We start from the raw sequence: 24679 nt of genomic DNA, 5'->3' as shown, positions 1-24679 counted from the left end.
ATATGGTATATTATTAGGTAATGATAACGAGTTAGCGGTATGAAAAGGGGAGTTAAAATGAGTTTAAAATTTGTCCTAGGAAAAGCTAGTAAAGACCATCAAGCAAGCCTTGTTGCACAATTAAAAGCAGCGCAAACGACTGATTCAACGGCATCTTTTTTTTATCTTGTTCCCAATCATATTAAGTTCGAAGCAGAAGTTAGTATCCTTGAAGCATTAGGTAAAGACAAACTTGTCGAACAAAATATTTTTGCACAATCGAACGTCCAAGTCTTTTCGTTTACTCGATTAGCTTGGTTCTTTTTGAAGAATACACCCTATTATCAGATTCCTCGTTTATCTCAGTCTGGATTAAATATGTTAGTTTATCAATTAATTTCGGAACATGAAGATGAATTAACAATATTTCGTGGTGAAAGGACCCAAACTGGGTTTATTTCACAACTAGTCAGCCAACTGAAAGAATTAAAAGTTGGTTGTGTGACAGTTGATGATTTAACTCGGATTGCTGAATCTTTCCCAACGACTGGGGACTTAGGTGCTAAATTAGATGATTTACAAATTATCTATCGCGCATTTGATGCTGCGATGGCTGACCGATATATTGAAAATAATGATTTATTAGCAGAGTTGAGTCGTTATTTAACAGATGACGTTTTGAAGACGAGTTATTTTTATATTGACCATTTTTCTCAATTTACAGCACAAGAGCAGGAGCTCGTGAACGCACTGATTAAGGGTGCGAAACAGATTACAATTGGCTTAGTCTTAGATAAAGGCAATGCACATGAAGTTGCTGAAAAATCTGACTTATTTTATAAATCAAGCCGGATGTATGTTAATTTGATTGAAAAAGCACATCAAGCTCAGATTCCAGTGCTAACGGATAGTTATGCTGAAACCAAAGTTAACCAGAATCCCGACTTATCTCGTCTGGAAGATTTTTGGATTGACTCTAGACGGTTAGTTAAAACAAAATCAGAAAGGTTAGAAAATTCAGATTCTATTCAACTTTTTGAAGCCGATAGTCGGTATATTGAAATTCGACAAGTGGCGACAAAAATTCGCCAGTTAGTTGCAACTAAGGAGTATCGTTATCGAGATTTTATGATTTTAACGCGGCATTTAGATAGCTACGAAACGGTTATTCCACCGGTTTTTAAAGAATTTAAAATACCTTATTTTAACGATTTACAACACGCAATGGCTGACCATCCCTTAGTCGAGTTACTGGCAGCGTTATTTGAGGTGAAAGAAAAGCATTATCAATATGGCGCAATGATGCGCTTATTAAAAACTGAATTATTAATACCACAAATAGAAAATCATGCTATGCCAATTGAACAGTACCGTAGTGCTGTTGATTTAACAGAAAATATGGTTTTAAAATACGGTTTTTCTGGTTCTCAGTGGCTACGTGAAGATGATTGGACGTTCTACCGGTTTGATTTTACGGATGCAGATGAGCAACAGACGGATAAGGACCAAAGTATCACAGTACAAATTAATCAAATTAGACATTTTGTTAAAGACGTTTTACCAGGATTCTTCAATCAACTAGATCAGGCGACAACCGGTGAAGAGGGGGCAAAGCTAATTTATCAGTTTCTTGTTGAACAAGGTGTGACACAACGCTTGTTAAGTTGGCGAGACCGCTATTTAGCTGCTGGAAACATCTCACAATCAGAAGAACCAGAACAAACTTGGCAAACATTTGTTGGGATGTTAGATGAATATGTTGAAACATTGGGAACTAAAATGTTCAATACCGCTGACTTCATGGCCTTGATTCAAGCGGGATTTGAAGGGGCAAGTTACTCACAAGTGCCATCAACATTAGATCAGGTCGTTATTTCTGAATCAGGGATGGTTCAAATGAACAACCGAAAGATTACCTTTATGATTGGATCAACTGATATGGTGATGCCAGAACAAGTTAGTCAGACACAATTATTAACAGATGATGATCGGGCGAAAATGGCTAATCTATTAACTGATGATCAATACTTAGCCGATTCGGCTATTAGTCAAATGGCCGCTGAACCCTTTTTGAATTATCTCGGATTTTTAGGACCACGCGAACAATTGATTTTTTCATATCCAAGTGGCAACGATGGCGAAAAGAATTTAAATCCATCGCCTTATTTAATGATGATTAAAGAACACTTCAATTTATCAGTTCAACATTTAGCTGCTAATCCTGAATTAACAGAACAATCAGTCCTTGATTTTATCGGAACAAAACGTAGTACATTATCATCATTGGTTGTAGCTAGTCGACTTGCCAAAACAACTGCAGTATCCATGCCTAGTGCTTGGTTGTATGTGTTACGTCAACTGTCGGCTGACCCAGAAATGGGACCATTAACGAAACAATTATTAGGAAGCTTAGCGTATAAAAATATACCGGTTAAGTTGACGCCGGAAATTATAACTGATTTATATGGAACACAAATGAATACTTCAATTTCAAAACTAGAAACTTTCTATCGTAATCCATTTGAATATTTTTTACAATATGGGTTGAAATTGAAAGAACGAGACATTTTCGAGCTGTCTCCTGCAAGTACTGGTGAGTTTTTCCATATGGGGTTGGATGAGTTGATGAAAGTTGTGACTGAATCAAACCAAGTCTATGCCAATGTACCCAAAGAACAACTAGATGAATATTTGAATGTAATTTTAAAAGATATGCGCGAGTTACCTCAGTTCCAAATTCTTGGTAGTTCAAGTCGAATGGGCTATATTGCTAAACAATTAAGTCTTCTATTAAAACAAGTGACGCATGCCATGTGGCAACAAGGGCAACAAACAAAGATGAAGCCACTGAAAACAGAAGTTTTATTTGGTCATGTCGGTGCTGAGTCAGGTTTGAAAGCCCTAGCTTATAAGTTACCTGGCGGCCATTCAGTTAAAGTCCGCGGTAAAATTGATCGAATTGATTATATGAAGGTTGATTCAAAACAATATCTTGGAATCGTCGATTACAAATCAGGGATTCGAAAGTTTGATTTTAGTGATGCTTTCTATGGATTATCAATGCAAATGTTAACTTACTTGCAAGCATTGATTGAGAATGCAGAGGTAATTGCACCAAATACTGGACTGAAAACTTCGGCAGCTGGTGCAGTTTACATGCACTTACAAAATCCTAAGCTGAAAATTGAAGATGTACAGAAAAAAGGATTGGATAATACGTTGTTGAAAGCAAACCAAATGGATGGGCTATTATTGGAAGATGAGCAGTTACTGAGCCATTTAGATACTGATTTTGAAGACGAATCAACAGGGTTTTCATTAATCTATCCATTTAGAAAAACGAAAAAAGGGTTCACATCACCATCAGCTCGTTCAAAAAAATTGATTTCACAATCAGATTTAGATTTCTTGTTGGTACACAATAAACAATTAATTATTGATGCGGCAACAGATATTTTCGAAGGGATAATCGATTTAAGTCCGGCTAGATGGAACGCTAAAAAAACAGCCCTACAATATTCACCATATAAATCAATATTCCAATTTGATGCGATGTTACCCGAAAATAATTACCATGAAATAAGTAAATTAAGCTGGGAAGAAATTGAAAAACGGATTATAGACGGGGAGGCCGACAGTAATGAGTAAGTTTACATTTACACCAAATCAACAACGTGCTATCGATGAAAGTGGGACTAATATTCTTGTATCAGCCTCTGCCGGTTCCGGTAAAACACGAGTTTTAGTTGAACGCGTCATTCAAAAAATATTAACGGGAACAGCTATTGATGACTTATTAGTTGTTACGTTTACAGACGCTGCAGCTAAAGAAATGCGTCAACGGATTCAGGTGGCACTTCAAAAGGCAATCAATGAAGCAGACAATCATGAACAAAAACAACATTTAATGGATCAATTAATGCGCTTGCCAGTTGCAAATATTAGTACATTTGATGCATTTTGTCTCCAATTAATTAAACGCTACTATTATGTGATTGATTTGGATCCCGTTTTTAGAATGTTAACAGATATGACTGAGGCGGCTTTATTAAGAGAGAGTGTCTGGGAAGACGTCCGGGAAATGTTGTATGCCAAAGACGATGTCGACTTTGAGAGATTAACACAAAATTTTTCAAATGATCGAAATGATGATGGTTTATCTGAGTTGGTTTTTAGCCTATTTACATTTGCGAGTTCGAAACCAGATCCTACCGGTTGGTTGGCTAGTTTGGCAGCAACTTATGATGTTGGCGATAATTTAATCAGTAGTTCGTTTTACCAAAAGAGTATTAAGCCATTAGTTCAAGCAAATTTAACGCAAATCCAGGCCGATTTAAAAACGGCTCTAGAACTATCAATTCAATTTGGGTTAGAGAAACATCAAGCAGTGACTGAAGAAGAAAGTCAGATGTTGTTAGCTGTTGTCCAATCTGTTGAAAACGATGGTTCTTGGAATCAAATTCGCGATAATATTCGTGGGTACGAATTGAAACGTGCGCCTAGTGTGCCAGCTAAAAATTTAGAAGATGACCAAGCTGTTGCTAAGGATCAAATTAAAGAATTAAAAGCTGGAATAAAAAAACGTTTAGCTAACTTATCAGAACAATTTTTTGTTTTAAATGAAACAGAAACACTGCATATCATGACAGAATCTAAGAAATTAGTTGAAAAATTAGTCAGTGTGATTGGCTTATTTAGTGATGCCTTCACCAAAGAGAAACGTCAAAGACATATACTTGATTTTAATGATTTGGAGCATTTAGCACTGGACATTTTAGCGAGTGATTCTGAATCTTCCGAGCAAACACAAGCTGCTCTACAAGGAAAATATGAAGAAGTTCTGGTAGATGAGTATCAGGATACTAATCAACTACAAGAAGCTATTTTGACAAGGGTAACCACGACTAATCCCGGTAATATGTTTATGGTGGGGGATGTAAAGCAGTCAATATATGGTTTTAGGCTGGCTGATCCTAGTTTGTTTTTAAGTAAATACCAAGCTTATAAAGAAACTGACAGTAATGGAAATCGAATTATCTTAGCTGAAAATTTTCGTTCTGTGAAGAATGTAACAGATGTGACTAACTTAATTTTTACCCAGATTATGGATGAAACCGTTGGACAAATGGCTTATGATAATGATGCTAAATTGGTTTTTGGGGCAAACTACTACCCAGATATTGAGCAAAAAGCAGAAGTGCTGATTTACGAATCTGATGAACCTGAATCTGCAGAAAGACCGGATGATGATAGTGAAGCAACGAATGATCAGTTTGAAATTGATGGTAAATCGGAAGGCCAAATTGCTTTAATTGGTCAACGGATTCAAGCGTTAATCGTAGATGAAACAGAGATTTTTGACCGTGATAAATCAGAAAAACGTCCCGTTGAATACCGAGATATTGCATTACTAGTCCCAACTCGTAAAAATAATTTGGTGATTATTGACCAATTTAAAAAAATGGGTATTCCAGTCGTTGTGAATGATGCGGAGAGCTATTTCCAAACAACTGAAATCAGAATTATGATGTCATTATTACGAATTATTGATAATCCCTATCAAGATATTCCATTGGTAAGTGTCCTACGGTCGCCAATTGTTGGATTAGATGAAAATCAACTGGCCTATTTACGGATTGGCAACCGAACAGATGATTACTATCAAGCGGTGTTAACTTTTTATCAAAATTTTGATACGTTTAAAGCAGGTAGCTTCGCAAAAACACTGTATAATAAAATTGAACGTTTCTTAACACAACTTTCGGGCTTTCGTGAAATCGCGCATGAAAATCAAATTGCGACCTTAATTTGGCAGATTTATCAGGATACTGGATTTCTTGATTATGTCGGGGGGATGCCAGCTGGAAGTCAGCGCCAAGCCAATTTACATGCGTTGTATAACCGAGCTCACGCTTACGAAAATAGTAGTTTTAAAGGTTTATTCCAGTTTGTGCGCTTCATTGAAAAAATGCAGGAACGCGATAAGGATTTAGCAGAAGCACCTGTACAAAATGTCGCAAATGCAGTGTCAGTCATGACAATTCATGGTAGTAAGGGACTTGAATTTCCAATGGTCTTCTTGGTTGACGCGACACACCAGTTTAATCAAATGGCGATGCGAAAACCTTATTTAATTGATGATCAGGCTGGATTAGGAATAACCTATTTAAATCCTGAAAATCGGACGATGGAAGATACGCTACAAAAAACAATTGTAAAATCAGCTGCTATTGCAAAATCAGAAGCGGAAGAAATGCGATTACTGTACGTAGCCTTAACGCGTGCGGAACAACGATTATTTATTGTGGGGGCTTACACAAATAAAAAAACGGCAATTAATCATTGGCAAAAGGCATTTCAAAGCCAACAATTAGTTTTAAATGCAACAGCTCGAAGTGGTATTAAAAATTTCATGGATTGGATTGGTATGGCGCTAGTTCGTCATCCTACTTTTGATATGTCACTATTATTGGATCCAGCAACATCATCACTACTATTAAGTGATGATGAAACGCAATTTAGCGTTAAATTTTATCAAAAAACCGACCTGAACCAGATGAGTAAAGTGAGTGAAGAAGTTTCTCAGACGGATTGGTTAGAAACAATCACGGGTGAGATGCCTGAGACGTTTGAGGATATTGATGTTAATCAAATTGATCAAGTCTTAAATTTTCAGTATCCATTCGATAATTTAACTAAAACAACTGCTTACCAAGCTGTATCGGAAGTAAAACGTCTATTCGATGATCCAGCTAATCGCGAAATGAATCAGTTGAGTATTGAAGGACAAGGCAACCGATACGTTACGAGTGAACTTGCTGTACCGAAATTTATGCAGGGAGTTGCAGCACCAATGGGAAGTGATATTGGGAGTGCAACTCATCTCATTTTACAAGAATTAGATTTAACTAGTGAGATAACTTTAGCGATAATCCAAGCTAAAATTGAGCAATTAGTGACGGCAAAAGTAGTCACTAAAGAAGTTGCTACGTTAATTAATGGACAACACATTGCCAATTTCTTTCAAACGGATTTAGGCAAAGAAATTCTAACTATAGGTAACGATGTACAACGTGAAGCGCCATTCTCAATGTTACTACCTGCCAATGAGCTATTTCAAAAGGTTGAGTCAAATAAGGAAAAAGTTTTGATCCATGGAATTATCGATGGTTATTTTGTAAAAGATAATACGTTGGTGGTATTTGATTATAAGACTGATAAAGTTTCTAAAGACAATACAATAGAAGAAATAGAAAAATTGACAGCACGTTATCGTGGCCAATTGAACTTATATGGCGAAGCACTAGAGAATATGACTGGGTTGAAAGTTGCGCATAAATATCTGTATTTGCTGTCTATTAATCAAGTTGTTGAAGTTTAATAATTCGAAGATCTCATTTCAATGAGGTCTTTTTTTAATCAATGAAAAGAATAAGAAAATATTTTAAGCAATTTCAATACCACTTTGTGTTAAAAAAATAAAATAGCATTGTATATAACAAAACTTTTTTTATAAATTGGTATAGATAAGATTTTGTTGAATGAAACAAGCTATGGAAACGTAAAAAAACCCATCATATAGGTTGATAACTAATATCTATACGATTAAATGGTATAATTGTAAGCGAATACAAATTAATATTTTTAATAGTAATTCGTAATCGTTGTGCTATACTTAACAACATAGACGTTATGGAAACGATATTATTTTTAAGTGTTTCGTAACATTTTAAAATTAAATCAGATTACCTAGGAACAAAAGCAAAATGCTTAAGTTGTTTTTGAAATAATTTTTGCGTGTTTTTATATTATAAATGTAAGCGTTTTTCCGGAGTTCTTACAGTAATCTGATAAAAATTTAGGAGGTTTTAAAATGGTTGGAATTGTAATTGCAAGTCACGGTAAATTTTCCGAAGGCATCATGCAATCCGGTTCAATGATTTTTGGTGAACAAGAAAATGTTCAAGCTGTAACTTTCATGCCAAACGAAGGACCAGACGATTTAAAAGCTCATCTTGAAGCAGCAATTGCTACTTTTGATGATCCTGAAGAAGTCTTATTCTTAGTTGATTTATGGGGTGGATCACCATTTAATCAAGCAAACGGTTTGCTTGACGCTCATAAAGATAAATGGGCAATTGTTACAGGTTTAAACTTACCAATGTTAATTGAAGCCTACGCAGCACGCTTGTCAATGGATTCTGCACAAGAAATTGCTGCAAGTATTCTAAGCGAAGCAAAAGGTGGCGTTAAGATTAAGCCAGAAGATTTAGCACCAAAAGAAGCAGCTGTTGTTGCAACAAACAAACCTACTGGTTCAATTCCTGAAGGAACTGTAATCGGTGATGGTAAAATTAAATACGTTTTAACACGTATTGATTCACGTTTATTGCATGGACAAGTTGCTACAGCATGGTCTAAATCAGTTAAGCCTGACCGTATTATCGTTGTTTCTGATAATGTTGCTAAGGATACACTTCGTAAAAACTTAATTGAACAAGCTTCACCACCTGGTATTATTGCACATGTTGTGCCAATTGCTAAGATGATTGAAGTTTCAAAAGACCCTCGTTTTGGTGGAATGAAAGCATTACTTCTTTTTGAAAGTCCACAAGATGTGTTAACAGCAATTGAAGGCGGAATGAAATTTGACGAAGTTAACCTTGGTTCAATGGCTCATTCAGTTGGTAAAGTAGTTGTTAACAACGTATTATCAATGGGACAAGACGATGTTGATACTTTTGAAAAACTAGAAGATAAGGGCGTTAAATTTGATGTCCGTAAAGTACCTAACGATTCAAAAGAGAATATGGCTAACATTCTCAAAAAAGCTAAAGGTGAATTAGCAAAAGCTTAAACAACACAATAAAAGAAAATTAATTTAGGAGGCTTATTATGTCAGCTATATCAATGATTTTAGTAGTAATTATTGCCTTTCTAGCTGGTATGGGTGGAATTTTAGATGAATTCCAATTCCATCAACCACTAGTGGCATGTACATTAATCGGGTTAGTAACCGGTAATTTAACCGCCGGAATTGTTTTAGGTGGTACACTTCAAATGATCGCACTTGGTTGGGCTAATGTCGGGGCAGCTATTGCACCCGATGCTGCACTTGCTTCAGTTGCATCAGCAATTATTTTAGTATTAGGTGGACAAGGGATTAAAGGTGTTGGATCAGCTATCGCTATCGCCGTTCCCCTTGCCGTTGCCGGATTATTCTTAACAATGGTTGTTCGTACACTTGCTGTTCCTATTGTTCATGCAATGGATGCAGCAGCAGAACAAGGTAATATCCGTAAGCTAGAAATATGGCATGTTCTTGCTATTGGTATGCAAGGTATCCGTATTGCTATTCCAGCCGGAGCATTGCTCTTTATTCCAGCTGAAACAGTTAAAGGTTTCCTTGAATCAATGCCCGCATGGTTAACAGATGGTATGGCTATTGGTGGTGGTATGGTTGTTGCCGTTGGTTATGCACTTGTTATTAACATGATGGCTACAAAAGAAGTATGGCCATTCTTTATTCTTGGTTTCGTAGTCGCAGCTATTACTCAATTAACATTGATCGCTATTGGTGCTATCGGTGTTGCTCTTGCTCTTATTTACTTGAACCTTTCAAAAATGGGTGGTTCATCAAATGGTGGCGGTGGCAATAATACCGGTGATCCACTTGGCGAAATTCTAAACGATTATTAAACTGGAAGAAGGAGGAATATATTATGGCAGATAAAATTGAATTAACTAAAAAAGATCGATTGGCTGTAGCATGGCGTTCAACGTTTATTCAAGGTTCATGGAACTACGAACGTATGCAAAATGGTGGTTGGACATTCTCAATGATTCCAGCAATTAAAAAATTATACAAAACTAAAGAAGAACGTACGTCAGCAATGAAACGACACATGGAATTCTTTAACACTCATCCTTATCTTGCTTCACCAATCCTTGGTGTTACATTAGCACTTGAAGAAGAACGTGCTAATGGTGCCCCTATTGATGATGTTGCAATTCAAGGTGTTAAAGTTGGTATGATGGGTCCTTTGGCTGGTGTCGGTGATCCCGTATTCTGGTTTACTGTTCGTCCAATGTTAGGTGCTTTAGGTGCTTCATTGGCTATGGGTGGTAACATTATGGGACCAATCATTTTCTTCGTAGCTTGGAATATCATCCGTATGGGATTCATGTGGTATACACAAGAATTCGGTTATAGAGCTGGTTCTAAGATTTCTGAAGATATGTCAGGTGGCTTATTACAAGATGTTACTAAAGGTGCTTCGGTACTGGGAATGTTCGTTTTAGCCGCATTAGTAGAACGTTGGGTTTCAATCAAATTTACGCCAGTTATTTCAACAGTTAAGTTGGATAAAGGTGCTTATATTGATTTTGATAAACTCCAAGGTGGAAAAGGCATGCAAACAGCTATGCAACAAGCTAGCGACGGTTTAGCTCTTTCACCAAATAAAGTAACAACATTACAAAATAACTTGGATCAATTAATTCCAGGTTTAGCAGCATTATTATTAACATTCTTCTGTATGTGGTTACTTAAGAAAAAAGTTTCACCAATTCTTATCATTCTAGGTTTATTCATAGTTGGTATCGGTGGACACGTACTTGGAATTTTATAAAATTTCAAAAAAACTCAGGAATTTTCCTGGGTTTTTTTATATGGTTCAATGCAATTAATTAAGGTATAATAAGATAACGTCAAAAAACATTGGAGTCGAAATACTATGGTCCAGTCAATTAATACAAAGGTAGACTTAACAATCGATGCAACTGCTTTCACAGGTTTAACTGATTATGGTAAAATCATGATTGGCGATAAAGGGTTTGAATTTTATAATGACCGTGATGCACGCAAGTTTATCCAAATTCCATGGGATGAAGTTGATCAAGTTATCGCGTCTGTGATGTTTAAAGGACGATGGATTCCGAGATATGCAATTAAAACGAAGAAGAATGGGACATTTACTTTTGCGTCTAAAAAACCAAAAATGGTGTTACGTGCAATGCGTAACTATGTTGATCCAGCTCATATGGTTCAATCACTTGGAATGGGCGATGTTTTAAAACGATCAGTTAAATCAATTTTTAATAAAAAAAGTAAAAATAAGTAATCAAAAAAACATTCTCATTGAGAATGTTTTTTTAGTAGATTAAAATATTTAAACGAAATTCTTCAAAACCATTATCAATTTGAAGTTCGTCGTCTTCGAACGTTAATTTCTTATAAGGACCGCCTGTCAAATAAGTGGCAATTTTATAATGTGGTAGGCCTGCCATAATATTATGGACCTGTAATGTATCCTCTTTTGGTAGGTAGCCGAGTTTTCGCATCACAGCTTGATCATCTTCAAAATAAAGTGCAATACGACTATTTTCATTGAATGATACAACATCTTCCTTTAAAGATAATTTATCAAATGACAAATCGACGGGATATTTCCAAACTTCAAGTTCTTCGTAATCAATAAGAAGGAGTAACTGAATGTTAGATTCTAAATCCTCATCGCGCCACCCTTTATTAATATTTTCATTTTTAGTTATTGTTTGTAAGACAACCTTAAAGTTTTGATTATAAAGTGATAAGTCATCAATTTCGGCATCAAGGTACCAAGGATGATTATTTTTAATTTCAAAATAGGGACTAATTGGGTATTTTTTTGAGTCAGACATTTGATTCACCTCTTTCGAACAATTGCTTTAAGTATATCCTATAATGGGTTGAAATGCAGGTCCTTTCGATTTCTAGTAGTCAGTCTTTATCTATGGTAAGATTGTGTCCCATTTAAGATAAGGCAATCATGTTCCTTAACGAAATTAATAAACCCGACTGATAATCGTTCCCAATTAGCTTATACTTAAATGATTGGAAATGGAGTGAATCATTTGATGAATAGTCGTGCATTAAAAGTAGGAATGGCTTTATCAACGAAATTAAATATTTTAAGAGCAGGGGTATTAGGTGCTAATGATGGCATCATCTCAGTTGCAGGCGTTATTCTGGGGATGGCCGGTGCTAGTCAAGGTAAGTACTATCTTGTCTTAGCTGGACTTGCTGGTATGTTTGCGGGAGCGTTCTCAATGGCTGGTGGTGAATACGTCTCAGTTTCTGCACAAAGGGATACACAAAAATCGATTATCCATTCAGCTGCAAAAAAGTTAAAAGAAAATCGTGAATTTGAAATTGAACGATTAATTAATATCTACCAAGCAAAGGGATTCTCGCGGATGGTCGCAACGGATGTGGTCAATGAACTAATGTCTCAAAATGAACTAGAAAATTACTGTAAAGAAGTTAACAATATTGATGTCGGTGAGTACTTAAATCCGTGGCACGCAGCGATGTCCTCAATGACATCCTTTGTAGTTGGCTCGCTAGTTCCATTATTATTAATAGCGATACTCCCAACTGAGTTTATGATTCCACTGACGGTTATTGGCGTTGCTTTAGCTTTACTTTTAACAGGGGCAGTAAGCGGGATATTAGGGCGTAATAATATTAGACATGCCATGGTAAGAAATGTTTTTGTTGGATTAGTAACAATGGCTGTAACTTATTATATTGGCGGTTTATTTGGTTAAAAACCTACCCTTTTTTTAAAAAAGAGGTATGCTTATCTAAAGGAGGTGTTGTTGATGTTTCCGGAAAGATTAAAAGCATTGCGCAGAGGTAGTGGATTAACGCTAACTCAATTAGCTGTTGGATTAAATCAGTCTCAAAAATCGAATCATAACTTGAATTCTGGCCCGCAGATTGGTAGTTGGGAGCGTGGTATTAATACACCCTCATATCTTGAAGTCAGAAAGTTGGCCGAATTCTTTCATGTTTCAATTGATTTTTTAGTTGGTCAAACTAACGATGAATTGATTGATCTTGAAGATTTATTCGCACGGACGGCAACACTTTTATACCGCGATAAAATTTTATCAGGTAGTGATCGTTATGAAGTTATTCAAATGATTCAAGGATATTTAATGGGTAAATACCAGCCATATAATCTGGAAGAAAATGATGATTTAGCGTTACCACTTGAAGATGAAAACAACTAAATAAAAGCGCTATTTTAGAATTTGTTTTTACAATTAGACGTGATATAATTTAGGTGGCTTTTCAAATCAAATGAAGTTGATGAGTGTCTTCGGAAACGATATCAACTGGGACGATTTGAGAGTCATAAATAAAACGTGTCACATAGACACAAGGAGGATTTTATTCATGGAACAAGGTACAGTAAAATGGTTTAACGCAGATAAAGGTTTTGGTTTCATTACTCGCGAAGATGGTAGTGATGTATTCGTACATTTCTCAGCTATTCAAGGTGACGGTTTTAAAACATTAGACGAAGGTCAAAAAGTAACTTTTGACGTTGAAGATAGTGACCGTGGACCACAAGCAGTAAACGTAAACAAAGACTAATTTAAAATCTAAACAACTTGCCATTTAGGTGAGTTGTTTTTTTATGCAAAAAAGTAGGCCGTCAATCCCCGATTGACGGCCTACTTTTAACTATTCACGAGTTGTATTAATTTTTGTATCGGCTGTTAAAGTATTTCCAGTTTTAGCTGGAACCAAGCCAAGTGTGGAACGTAATTTATCAGTGATACGTTGTTTTTCAGTTTCGCTGGCAATTTCAAAAGCTTCTCCATTGACCATTGTTCCTGTACCTTGTAGATAATCTGAATGTGAATGATGTGTTGCCTTACGATAATTGGTACCTAAGACGGTAAGATCATTGAATGTTAAATCAGTTTTCATTTGAGATGACATTGTATTTAAAAATTTATCGTCTAATAAATTTTGAAGTTGTGTACTTTTTAAAGCCACTGCCATAATAATCTGACGTTGGCGTTTTTGTCGACCGTAATCGCCAAGAGGATCATCATATCTCATGCGGGCATACGAAAGGGCTTGTTTACCGTTGACATGAGTTTTAACGCCTTTTTTGAAGCTGGCACCATTATAAGAAAAAGATAGTGGTGGATTAACGTCAACACCGTCAACAGCATCAACTAGTGATTCTAAACCGCCCATGTTGATTGTTGCGTAGAAATCAATGGGTACATTGAAATATTTTTCAACAGTTTTAACGGCAGTTGCAGCACCACCATAAGCATAGGCAGCGTTTATCTTACTTGGAAAATCTGATTCATGGTCTGAAACCGCAACTTCAGTATCACGCGGTAAACTGATTAAGGTCATTGATTCTGTTTTAGGGTTAAGTGTGGCAACGATTAAAGTATCCGTTCGGCCACCAGTTTTAGCACGACCCAAGGCACCATCATCAGAACCTAAAAGTAAAATCGAAATAGGATGGTCCTTTTCCAAAACCGCTGCGACATTTCTAGTTTTAGCAATTTTAGTAGAAGTATAGATTTTATCAGCTGCATTTTTAGCGTTTGAGTATTTATGGTAGGCATAAACGCCACCGCAGATAGCAGCGATTATTATAATGATTAACCAAATTAAGCGACGACGTTTCTTGTTTTGCTTTTTATTTTTTCTTTCGCGTTTTGGTAAAGGCAGGTGATTAGTTGTTTCTTGGTGTAGTAGTTGTTCTTTATGATAGTTTTCTCGACGACTTGACATTGAAATGTTCCCCTTTATTAATTAATGTTCGCCAATAAAAAAGCCAGCAATTAAAATGACTAAAACGATGACGGTAATTTTAACGTACAGATAATCTTTTTCTTTGTAGAAAGCATAAATTGAAATAACGACACGAAGAATTGGTGTTAGTATTAAGCAAAATAGCCCAAGCATCATAATTGCGTAAGGTTTAAGTGCGACAATTCCAGAAATGATAGCAGAAAATGAAGTTGGAAATGTATTACCTTGATAGCCTGTTGAACCTGTAACTAAGGATAGGATAAGACCAATAATCATAATTATCGCAGAAATGAAAACGCCAATTCTTAGTATTTGACCAATCATTAATTCAATTTTTGCCATTTCGGCTGATGTGTTATTTTTTTCATTCATCATTAGATAGATACCCCGAATCCTTTTAGAATCATCTGAATGCTGACATACAATAGTACAGGTACAAAAATGAGGCGAATTATTTTTGCGGGTAGGTATTGCATTGCACGCGAACCAATTGATGAACCAACTAAAATTCCTAGCGCTAATGGAACCGCAATATCAGGTCTAATTGAACCATTGAAAAAGTAGACGGTCGCACTTGCGGCAGCGGTGACACCCATCATTAAGTTACTTGTTGAACTTGATGGTTTCAACGGCATTTTCATTGCAGTATCCATTGCCATAACTTTGAAAATACCAGATCCGATTCCTAGTAGTCCACTAGCAACTCCAGCACCAAGCATAATCGCCATCCCACCTGGAACATTTTCGACTTGATAATCAACTTGTTTTTTTAGTTGTTTATCATAGTACGAACTATTCAGTTTAAATTTGGTAGATAAATAATCAGGTTCAGCTGATTTTAAAACTTCTTCACCTACAAAAATTTTTTTAAGCATGTTGTAGACAGAAAGTAGCAAAAAAGCACCGAATAAAATGAAGAGAAAGGATGTATTAAAGACTCCTGTTAAGAGTGCTCCACAAATCGCACCAATTGTCGTTGCGATTTCTAAAAACATGGCGACCCTCAAATTTAAAACGTCATCTTTTAGAAATGCAATTGTAGCACCAGAACTCGTTGCGATAACGGCAATGATACTAGCACCAATAGCGTATTTAATATCTAATCCCATCATTAAAGTTAAGACCGGGGTGACAATGATGCCGCCACCTAATCCTAAGATAGATCCTAGAGCACCTGCCACAAGACCAGCGGCAAGCATAAGTAGTAGCGTATTCATTATTTATTTTCAACTCTTTTCTAAATTTATAAAGATATCCTATTTTACCATAAACTTACATAAAATTGAGCATTTGCTTGATTTCTGTATGAATTCTTAAAGATTTTGGTAACTAACTTTAAACAAATTAAAAAATATGATAAATTATGTGGATAAAATAGACTGTAATTAAGAGGTTAGAGTAATGATTAATAAGAATAAACTTTATGGAGTAGTCATAATAGGCAGTGGACTATTCGCAATATTGACGTTATTAATAGTAACAAAAAATAATTTTATTCATGGTATAGATAATAATATCATTGCAGTTGTTAGGTTTCATCCTACAGCGCAACTAGACCAAGTGATGCAGATAATCAGTTGGCTAAGTAGTCCGATGATGATAGGGTTGTATTCAGTCATTTTGATGATTATTTTATATAAATTACGACGAGGTGTACTCGCTATTTGGACAGGGATGACCATAATGACTGGAGCACTGTTAATTAAGCTCATTAAAAGTAGCGTCCAGAGACCTCGACCAGTGGGGCATGGATCAATTACTGGATTCAGTTTCCCCAGTGGACATACGTTCGGGGTGGCATTATTTTGTCTAACGATAATGAGTATTATGCTGGTAGAATTTAAGTATAGTAAACAATTTTTGATTAACTGCTTATTAGCGATATGGATCATGATGATTATGATTTCAAGAGTATATCTACAAGCTCACTTTCCGACGGATACGGTAGGCGCTGTTCTTTTAACAGTCACTTGGATAGCCATTGCACGCGTTATATATCTAAAAATTCTGAATAAATTTAAAATTGAGGGCTAAAAAATGAATCAATATGAAACGAAACGGCTTGTGGTACGTCCGTTATGCTCATCAGACATAAATGACATATATGAATATGCTTGTGATGAAACGGTTGGTCAAATGGCTGGCTTTTTACCCGTGAATTCATTGGCTGAAGCTAGTTTGTTCGTTGCGACGCTACAAAAACAAAGTATATTTGCGATTGAGTGTAAAGGAAATCAAAAAGTAGTCGGTAATATCGGTTTATATGAAGTAGTTGATGAGAATCAAGAACCTAGTTTGGTAGTTAAAGAGGTTGGCTATGCACTAAATCCTATTTTTAAGAATCAAGGGATAATGACTGAAGCAGTTCAAGGACTTTTAACAATGGCTCAGGCGTTAGATTTAGAACGTGTAATTGGCGTGACAACTATTGAAAATAAAGCATCTATCAAAGTGTTAAAAAAATCCAATTTTAAATTTGTTGAAAAAAGAGCGGTTTCATCCCTTTTTCAACCTGCTGCTCTAATTAATGAAATTGTTTATGCGGTTGATTTAAAATAATCAATACCAATTGTCAACGACATATGTTATCCTTTATTCGTATATATAGAACTATTTGAAAATTAATCAACCGGGGGTAGCTGACTATGCAATTAACAAAAGGATTTGAACAAGCAGCGTGTATTATTTCTTTATTGGCAACGCAGGATAAGGGTGTGCCAATTTCATCGCAAGTAATCAACGCTCGTCTTGGTGGTTCACAAACTTATCTTCGTAAAATTATGCGTAAGTTAGTCGTTGCGGGACTTGTGAAATCTGTTTCAGGTAATAATGGCGGTTTTACGTTAGCAAGGGATGCTAAGGATATCAATTTATTAGAAATTGTGGAGGCTTCGGAAGGAAAGATTGAAACCTATCCAAACTTCGGTTTCTTTGATCGTGTATTTCGTGAATTTAAACAAGATACAGAAAAAGCAACCGTCGTCGTTAATAGTGTTTTTGCTGAAGCGGATAAACGTTGGGCTAATTATTTAGAGTCACAAACGGTTTATCAACTAATTGCAGCAACGTTTGACGAAACTGAAATTCCTTTAATTAATTGGAATGAAGAAGATATCAGTGGTCAACGTAAATTAATCATTCAAAAAATTGTCGAAAATGTAACCGGAAATCATAAATAACGAAACCATTATTAACCATAACTGGGTTAATAATGGTTTTTTATTTAGGCTTACATTTGGTAAGTTTAAACCATAGTCATTTATTTGTGAAAATGCTATCATGGATACTACTAAAACAAATTCGGAGGAAATCTAATGACAGATAATAAATATTACGGCGCAGATGCCATTGTTGATAGTTTAATAAATCATGATGTGAAATATGTATTTGGTATTCCTGGTGCAAAAATTGATCGTGTTTTTGAAAAATTGGAACATCCGACGAATTCTAAATCGCCAGAATTAATTATTACGCGCCATGAACAAAATGCAGCATTTATGGCTGCTGGGATTGGTCGTATTACAGGTAAACCGGGGGTTGTTTTAACGACTTCCGGACCTGGTGCAAGTAATTTGGCAACAGGCGTTGTGACGGCTACGGCAGAAGGTGATCCTGTTCTTGCTATTTCTGGTCAAGTGAAACGTTCAGATTTAACGAGACTAACGCATCAAAGTATGAATAACACGGCATTATTTGAACCAATCACTAAATATAGTGCAGAGGTTCAAGAACCTGAGAATATTTCAGAAGTGATTGCTAATGCTTACCAAGAAGCTGAGGCTGCAAAGCAAGGGGCAAGTTTCGTTAGTATTCCCCAAGATGTAACAGATTCAGAAGTGAAAACAAAAGTTATCCAGCCTTTAATGGCACCTAAATTAGGTCCCGCTAGCCCGGTAGAAAGTACACTTTTAGCACAAGAAATTAAAGCAGCAAAATTACCTGTTTTACTTGTGGGAATGCGGGCATCTTCACCAGAAGTAACAAAAGCTATTCGTAATTTAGTTGAAGCAACGAATCTACCTGTTGTGGAAACATTTCAAGCCGCTGGTGTGATATCGCGTGAATTAGTCGGTGATTTCTTTGGTCGTGTGGGCTTATTCAGAAATCAACCAGGGGATCAATTACTTAAAAAGAGCGATTTAGTTATTACAATTGGCTATGATCCTATTGAATATGAACCACGTAACTGGAATGCAGAAGGAACAGCTAATATTGTTGTTGTTGACGATATGCGTTCAGAGATTGATCATAATTTCCAACCAAAGAAAGAGTTAGTGGGCGACATCGCGCAAACACTTGAATTTTTATTACCCTATATGAAAGGCTATCAAATGGCATCTGAATCTCGTGAGTATTTAGATGGCTTACAAGAAAAATTACAGGCTAGGGATGAAGCGCCAGTTGTGACAAGTGACACATTAACCAGTCATCCATTAAGCATTATCCAAGAATTACAAAAACGTGTTTCAGATGAAATGACGGTAGCAGTTGATGTCGGTAGTTTCTACATTTGGATCGCGCGACATTTTAGAAGTTATGAACCACGTCATTTATTATTTAGTAATGGGATGCAAACATTAGGAGTTGCGTTACCTTGGGCAATTTCAGCGGCCTTAGTTCGACCTAATACACAAATCGTCTCAATTTCTGGAGATGGTGGATTCTTGTTTTCAGCCCAAGATTTGGAAACAGCGGTTCGTTTGAATCTGAATATTGTTCATATTATTTGGAATGATGGACACTACGATATGGTTAAATTCCAAGAAGAAATGAAATATGGTCAATCTGCCGGTGTGAATTTTGGCGCAGTGGATTTTGTGAAATATGCGGAAAGTTTTGGTGCAAAAGGCTTACGCGTTGAAAAAGCACAAGATTTAGCTAAAACATTAGATGAAGCATTTGCAACTAATGGTCCTGTTATTGTTGATATACCAGTTGATTATAAAGATAATCAAGAATTAGGACAATCAATTTTAATGGATCAATTATATTAAAATAATTTTCAAGAGAGGTCAACGACATGCAAGATATAAAAAAGGTTTATCAACATGGTACCTTAGCAACATTAATTGAAGGCTTGTACGAAGGCACATTGAGTGTTGGAGAATTATTGAAACATGGTGATTACGGAATTGGAACTGTTGGTGATTTAGATGGCGAAATGATTGTGATTGACGGAAAGGCTTTCCAGATTACTGCAAAAGGTCAAATTAATCAAGTTAGCGATGACGTTCTTGTTCCATTTGCGACAGTCCATTTTAATCAAGCAGACGCATCTATTCAATTTGAAAATGTGGCAGGAAATGTTTTAGAAGAGCAATTACTTGAATTATATCCTTACCAAAATTTATTTTTTAGTGTTCTTATTAAAGGAACATTTAGTAAAATGAGTACACGATCTGTTGCTAAACAAAGTAAACCGTATCCAGAATTAACTGCGGTAACTGCCAAACAATCGGAATTTGAAGAAGAAGATATTGATGGAACAGCTATTGGCTATTTCACACCTGAGTTATTTCAAGGAATTGGTGCAGCGGGATTCCATATTCATTTTTTATCTGATGAAAATAAAATGGGTGGACATATTTTAGATTATCATTTAAAAAATGGGGTTGTGAGTTTACAGCCATTTAGTTCGATTGAACAACACTTTCCAATCGAAAATGAAGCTTTTTTAAAAAATGAAACAGATATTGAAAAGTTGCATGATGAAATTAATATAGCTGAAAATTAGGATACAGCTTGCAAAATATCAGTGAATTGATTATAGTAAGAATTATCGAAAGAAGAGGATGCAGTTTTCATAAGTATGTTTAATGAAGCAATTAAGTGCTGAAGAAGTTAAACTGAAAGGGTGAACTGCCGAAGTGGATGCTAACTTAGATTTAGTGACTGCTGGGGTCTGATTTAATAAGTCAGAAACTGTCGTGATTATATAGTAATCACGGGGCGCTTATAACGATTTGACTGAGTCTATTAATCTGAGTCTTTTTGTATAACGCGTAATAGTGTTGTACAAAAGGTCTCTTTTTCTTTTCTCAATTTTAAAAATCACGAGTGCTCCTCTATATATAGGGGGGATTTCATATGGCAGAACAAGAAGGTATGCACCGAGAGTTAAAAACAAGACACTTATCAATGATTGCCTTGGGTGGAAGTATTGGAACAGGCTTATTCGTTGCGAGTGGGTCAGCAATTTCGAAGGCAGGGCCAGGTGGTGCGTTACTAGCTTACATTGGCATTGGAATTATGGTTTACTTTTTAATGACTAGTTTAGGTGAAATGGCAACGTATTTACCAGTTTCAGGGTCGTTTGCGGTTTATTCAACGCGATTTGTTGATCCTGCGATGGGTTTTGCAATGGGTTGGAATTACTGGTTTAACTGGGCAATTACATTGGCTGTTGATATTAGTACAGCTGCCTTGGTTATGCAATTTTGGTTGCCAGATGTACCAGGATGGATTTTTAGTACAATCTCGTTAGTTATTATTTTTTCAATTAATGCGTTGTCAGTTAAATCATTTGGTGAAACAGAATATTGGTTATCAATTATTAAAGTGGTGACTGTCATTGTCTTCTTAATCGTTGGTGTATTGACTATATTTGGTATTCTAGGTGGCCATGCAACGGGACTTGAAAACTTTACAATGAAGAAAGCTCCATTTGTTGGTGGTGTTCCAATGATTCTAAGTGTATTCGTCGTCGCTGGTTTCTCTTTCCAAGGAACTGAATTAATCGGTATTACGGCGGGAGAATCAGAAACGCCTGAAAAGAGTATTCCAAAAGCAATTAAACAAGTGTTTTGGCGGATTCTACTATTCTATATTTTCGCTATTTTTATCATTGCAGCAATTATTCCGTATACAAGTCCAGATTTACTCGGCTCAAGCGCATCAGATATTTCAATTAGTCCATTTACATTGGTCTTTCAAAGAGCTGGGTTAGCCTCTGCAGCAAGTGTTATGAATGCAGTTATCTTAACATCTGTACTTTCAGCTGCAAATTCAGGAATGTATGCATCAACTCGAATGCTTCATTCACTTGCGGAACAGGGTTACGCTCCTAAAAAGTTTAAACAAACGAATAGTCGTGGTATTCCAATGGCAGCACTAGTGGGAACAACATTTATCGGATTACTCACATTTTTAGCAAGTGTTTTTGGAGCAAAAGTGTATGTCTTTTTACTGAGTGCTAGTGGGTTAACTGGATTCATCGCTTGGCTAGGAATTGCAATCTCACATTACAGATTTAGAAAAGCGTTCAAAGCGCAAGGACATGAAGTGTCAGAATTAAAGTACTCTGCAAAATGGTTCCCAGTGGGCCCTATTTTAGCGCTTGTTCTTTGTATTTTAGTTATTCTTGGACAAGATATTCAATCATTTAAAAATTTTGATTGGGAAGCAATCTCGGTTAGTTATATGAGCATTCCGTTATTTGTTATCTTGTACACATATTATAAAATACGCTATAAAACAAAATTAATTCCATTAAAAGATGTAGATTTATCAAAGAAATGAGGCACATTTTGACTAGAAGAAAATGGATGATGATGGTAGTAATGATGTGTGCACTATTAATAGGTGCATGCGGTAAGAAAGCGAATACGACACCTAGCCATAAAACGGTAAAAGTCACACAAAAAAGTGAGCTACCTAAAGGTGTAAAGGCAAATGATTGGAATTTAATATTAGTTAATTCAGAGCATAAACTCAAGCAAGAACTGGATTTTAAACAGAAAATAGATGGAAATGTTATTGTAAATTCAAAAATTGAGAGTGCTTTGAATGATTTTGTATCAGCAGCAAATAAGGCCGGGTATAAGGCGTCACTGGTATCTGGTTATCGATCAATTAGCTACCAAAAAGAGGTCTATGCAGACTCAATTAAAAGCTATGAAAATTCGGGAAAGTCAGTTGCTCAGGCTAAACAATTAACAAAAGAGTATGTGGCAGAACCAGGATCAAGCGAACATCACACCGGACTAGCAGTCGATATGATGTCATCAAATTGGTATGCCAAACATAATGATTTAGATAATAGTAGTGAAACAGATAAGGGTCAAAAATGGTTAATCAACCATGCGGTAAATTATGGATTTATATTGAGATTCCCGAAAGATAAAGAAAAATCGACTAAAATTGATTATGAAACATGGCATTTCCGCTATGTTGGTAAAAGTAACGCGAAATATATAGTTAAGCATCATCTTTCGTTAGAAGAGTATATCGATTTGCTTAATAAAGCGGGTAAGAATTAAACTTGCAATTTAATAAAACAACGCTTATTATTAAAGTAATAAATAAACACGGAAAACGTTATAAGTAGGCATTTAAGAGACGTAATGGTGGTGGAAATTACGAAGCTGAAAATCCGGCGTGAATAAGTGGGTGGGTAATGCCACACGGGAGACCGTTATCTATTTGAGTGTGACAAATGATTATTTGTCGAACTTGGGTGGTACCGCGAAAATGAGCCTTTCGTCCCAATTAGTGGATGAGTGGGCTTTTTTTATACAAAAAAAGGAGGAACAGAATATGTTAGATATTAAAATGATTCGTCAAAATGTCGATGAAGTTAAGGAACAATTGGGTAATCGTGGGGTAAAACCAGAGATTATTGATGAAATGGTTGAAAAGGATCGTAAACGTAGGGATATTATTGTTCAAACCGAAACTTTAAAAAAGAAAAGAAACGATGTATCGCAAGCTATTGCACAATTAAAACGAAATAAAGAAAATGCAGATGCTCAAATCGAAGAAATGAAAAAAGTCGGAGATGAAATTAAAGCATTTGATGAAGAATTAAAGGTTTTAGATGCAGACGTAACAGATATGGCATCGCGACTACCAAATATGCCAAATAAAACGATTCCAGTAGGTCCTGATGAAGATTCAAACATTGAATTAAGAAAAGTAGGTACACCAAGAACTTTTGATTTTGAGCCGAAAGCACATTGGGAAATCGGTGAAAATTTAGATATTTTAGATTTTGAACGTGGCGCTAAAGTGTCGGGCAGTCGATTCCTATACTATAAAGGATGGGGAGCTCGTTTAGAACGTGCTTTATACAATTTTATGCTTGATCAACATGCAATTGATGGTTATACAGAGATTATTCCTCCATATATTGTTAATGATGAGTCAATGTACGGAACTGGTCAATTTCCGAAGTTTAAGGAAGACGTTTTTCAAATCGCAAATGAAAATTTAACGTTAATTCCAACAGCAGAAGTACCATTAACTAATTACTACAGGGATGAAGTTATTCCGGAAGAAAAATTACCAGTATATTTCACAGCTCTCTCACCCTCATTCAGATCTGAAGCAGGAAGCGCTGGAAGAGATACACGTGGATTGATTAGATTGCATCAATTTAATAAAGTTGAAATGGTGAAATATACTAAACCAGAAGATTCATATGCAGAACTAGAAAAAATGACAAGTGATGCAGGCAGAATTATGGAAAAACTTGGGTTACCATATCATGTGATAACATTGTCAACGGGAGATATGGGATTCTCAGCAGCAATGACACATGATTTAGAGGTTTGGTTACCTGCACAAAATATGTATCGTGAAATTTCAAGTTGTTCTAATACTGAAGCATTTCAGGCTCGTAGGGCTCATATCCAATATAGGGATGATGATGGAAAATTACAGTTTGTACACACGTTGAATGGTTCAGGATTGGCAGTTGGTCGTACGCTAGCAGCAGTTCTTGAAAATTATCAGAATGAAGACGGGTCGGTAACTATTCCGGAAGTTCTTCAACCATACATGGGTGGATTAGACATTATTAAATAGCTTTTATCAAAAAAGCGACTTAAACTTATCAATTCGATGAGGTTAAGTCGCTTTTTTGATAAAGTAATAATTAATAAATCAAATTTATCTGTAATGAAGTATTGACAGGGTGTATACCAGATGGTATATTAATAAAGCTGATTGATACGGCAAGAAGAAATGAATATTTATTCAAAAAAATTCTTGACAAATCATGACGTGGTTGATATGATATAAAAGTTGTCAAAAGCAACCAAGTAGATCTTTGAAAACTGAACAAATTTTCGACAAATCAAATGT

At 35.9% G+C, this 24679-nt stretch carries 21 protein-coding genes and 1 riboswitch; of the genes, 17 read left to right on the top strand and 4 right to left on the bottom strand.

What is annotated here, in order from left to right; genetic code table 11:
* The first annotated feature begins 57 nt into the window (after positions 1–57).
* The 6 genes from AC1RPR_RS06155 to AC1RPR_RS06130 all read left to right on the top strand — a co-directional run bounded on the left by AC1RPR_RS06155 (position 58) and on the right by AC1RPR_RS06130 (position 11102).
* Positions 58–3627: a PD-(D/E)XK nuclease family protein gene (locus tag AC1RPR_RS06155; protein WP_481761742.1), complete on the top strand. Its 3570-nt coding sequence runs from the start codon at positions 58–60 to the stop codon at positions 3625–3627.
* Positions 3620–7360, top strand: a complete 3741-nt coding sequence (addA, locus tag AC1RPR_RS06150) for a helicase-exonuclease AddAB subunit AddA (protein ID WP_481761741.1) — start codon at positions 3620–3622, stop codon at positions 7358–7360. The genes AC1RPR_RS06155 and addA overlap by 8 nt, the downstream gene beginning before the upstream one ends.
* Before the next feature lie 492 nt (positions 7361–7852).
* The gene (locus AC1RPR_RS06145) at positions 7853–8836 is read left to right on the top strand and encodes a mannose/fructose/sorbose PTS transporter subunit IIA (protein ID WP_481761740.1); all 984 of its coding nucleotides are present in this window, start codon (positions 7853–7855) and stop codon (positions 8834–8836) included.
* A 38-nt stretch (positions 8837–8874) separates the two neighbouring features.
* Positions 8875–9678, top strand: a complete 804-nt coding sequence (locus AC1RPR_RS06140; protein ID WP_481761739.1) for a PTS mannose/fructose/sorbose transporter subunit IIC — start codon at positions 8875–8877, stop codon at positions 9676–9678.
* A gap of 23 nt (positions 9679–9701) precedes the next feature.
* Entirely contained in the window at positions 9702–10610 is a 909-nt protein-coding gene (locus AC1RPR_RS06135) for a PTS system mannose/fructose/sorbose family transporter subunit IID (protein WP_481761738.1), read from the top strand.
* Positions 10611–10715: 105 nt separating this feature from the next.
* Positions 10716–11102 (top strand): DUF956 family protein, encoded by a 387-nt coding sequence (locus AC1RPR_RS06130; RefSeq protein ID WP_409021995.1) that lies wholly within the window; start codon positions 10716–10718, stop codon positions 11100–11102.
* Between the two features lie 31 nt (positions 11103–11133).
* Here the strand turns inward: AC1RPR_RS06130 and AC1RPR_RS06125 are convergent, their stop codons facing one another.
* A complete protein-coding gene (locus tag AC1RPR_RS06125) occupies positions 11134–11661 on the bottom strand; it encodes a hypothetical protein (protein ID WP_481761737.1) in 528 nt (175 codons plus the stop codon).
* A 189-nt stretch (positions 11662–11850) separates the two neighbouring features.
* Between AC1RPR_RS06125 and AC1RPR_RS06120 the strand changes: the two genes are divergently transcribed.
* The 3 genes from AC1RPR_RS06120 (at position 11851) to AC1RPR_RS06110 (ending at position 13405) form a co-directional block, all read left to right on the top strand.
* Positions 11851–12570 (top strand): VIT1/CCC1 transporter family protein, encoded by a 720-nt coding sequence (locus AC1RPR_RS06120; protein WP_481762651.1) that lies wholly within the window; start codon positions 11851–11853, stop codon positions 12568–12570.
* A gap of 54 nt (positions 12571–12624) precedes the next feature.
* A complete protein-coding gene (locus tag AC1RPR_RS06115; RefSeq protein ID WP_481761735.1) occupies positions 12625–13038 on the top strand; it encodes a helix-turn-helix domain-containing protein in 414 nt (137 codons plus the stop codon).
* A 166-nt stretch (positions 13039–13204) separates the two neighbouring features.
* Positions 13205–13405 carry a cold-shock protein gene (locus AC1RPR_RS06110; protein ID WP_112251328.1) on the top strand — a complete coding sequence of 67 codons (201 nt, stop codon included), beginning with the start codon at positions 13205–13207 and terminating at the stop codon, positions 13403–13405.
* 90 nt (positions 13406–13495) lie between these two features.
* Here the strand turns inward: AC1RPR_RS06110 and AC1RPR_RS06105 are convergent, their stop codons facing one another.
* The 3 genes from AC1RPR_RS06105 to AC1RPR_RS06095 are packed head-to-tail and all read right to left on the bottom strand — an operon-like array spanning position 13496 to position 15813.
* A complete protein-coding gene (locus AC1RPR_RS06105) occupies positions 13496–14575 on the bottom strand; it encodes an LCP family glycopolymer transferase (RefSeq protein WP_481761734.1) in 1080 nt (359 codons plus the stop codon).
* Positions 14576–14596: 21 nt separating this feature from the next.
* Complete coding sequence (locus tag AC1RPR_RS06100) at positions 14597–14971, bottom strand: DUF1634 domain-containing protein (RefSeq protein WP_481761733.1); 375 nt, start codon at positions 14969–14971, stop codon at positions 14597–14599.
* A complete protein-coding gene (locus AC1RPR_RS06095; RefSeq protein ID WP_481761732.1) occupies positions 14971–15813 on the bottom strand; it encodes a sulfite exporter TauE/SafE family protein in 843 nt (280 codons plus the stop codon). Before AC1RPR_RS06095 ends, AC1RPR_RS06100 begins: the two co-directional genes overlap by 1 nt.
* 184 nt (positions 15814–15997) lie before the next feature.
* On the opposite strand from AC1RPR_RS06095, the gene AC1RPR_RS06090 reads away from it, so the two are divergent.
* The 8 genes from AC1RPR_RS06090 to serS all read left to right on the top strand — a co-directional run bounded on the left by AC1RPR_RS06090 (position 15998) and on the right by serS (position 24400).
* Positions 15998–16630 (top strand): phosphatase PAP2 family protein, encoded by a 633-nt coding sequence (locus AC1RPR_RS06090; protein ID WP_481761731.1) that lies wholly within the window; start codon positions 15998–16000, stop codon positions 16628–16630.
* Positions 16631–16633: 3 nt separating this feature from the next.
* Complete coding sequence (locus AC1RPR_RS06085) at positions 16634–17155, top strand: GNAT family N-acetyltransferase (RefSeq protein WP_481761730.1); 522 nt, start codon at positions 16634–16636, stop codon at positions 17153–17155.
* An 86-nt stretch (positions 17156–17241) separates the two neighbouring features.
* Positions 17242–17775 (top strand): Rrf2 family transcriptional regulator, encoded by a 534-nt coding sequence (locus tag AC1RPR_RS06080; RefSeq protein WP_481761729.1) that lies wholly within the window; start codon positions 17242–17244, stop codon positions 17773–17775.
* Between the two features lie 135 nt (positions 17776–17910).
* A complete protein-coding gene (gene alsS, locus AC1RPR_RS06075) occupies positions 17911–19590 on the top strand; it encodes an acetolactate synthase AlsS (protein ID WP_481761728.1) in 1680 nt (559 codons plus the stop codon).
* A 26-nt stretch (positions 19591–19616) separates the two neighbouring features.
* On the top strand, positions 19617–20330 hold the full coding sequence (gene budA, locus AC1RPR_RS06070) for an acetolactate decarboxylase (protein ID WP_481761727.1): 714 nt from the start codon (positions 19617–19619) through the stop codon (positions 20328–20330).
* Positions 20331–20374: 44 nt separating this feature from the next.
* Positions 20375–20559: riboswitch (Lysine riboswitch) on the top strand.
* Positions 20560–20683: 124 nt separating this feature from the next.
* Positions 20684–22114: an amino acid permease gene (locus AC1RPR_RS06065; protein WP_481761726.1), complete on the top strand. Its 1431-nt coding sequence runs from the start codon at positions 20684–20686 to the stop codon at positions 22112–22114.
* A gap of 8 nt (positions 22115–22122) precedes the next feature.
* A complete protein-coding gene (locus AC1RPR_RS06060; RefSeq protein WP_481761725.1) occupies positions 22123–22854 on the top strand; it encodes a M15 family metallopeptidase in 732 nt (243 codons plus the stop codon).
* Between the two features lie 277 nt (positions 22855–23131).
* Positions 23132–24400, top strand: coding sequence for a serine--tRNA ligase (serS, locus tag AC1RPR_RS06055; protein WP_481761724.1), 1269 nt, complete (start codon positions 23132–23134; stop codon positions 24398–24400).
* Positions 24401–24679 lie beyond the last annotated feature (279 nt).

This window comes from Dellaglioa sp. CoH-57-MRSF-22 (assembly GCF_056781895.1).
Note: the sequence above shows the minus strand (reverse complement) of the source record. Positions and strands in the feature narration are given on the sequence as shown.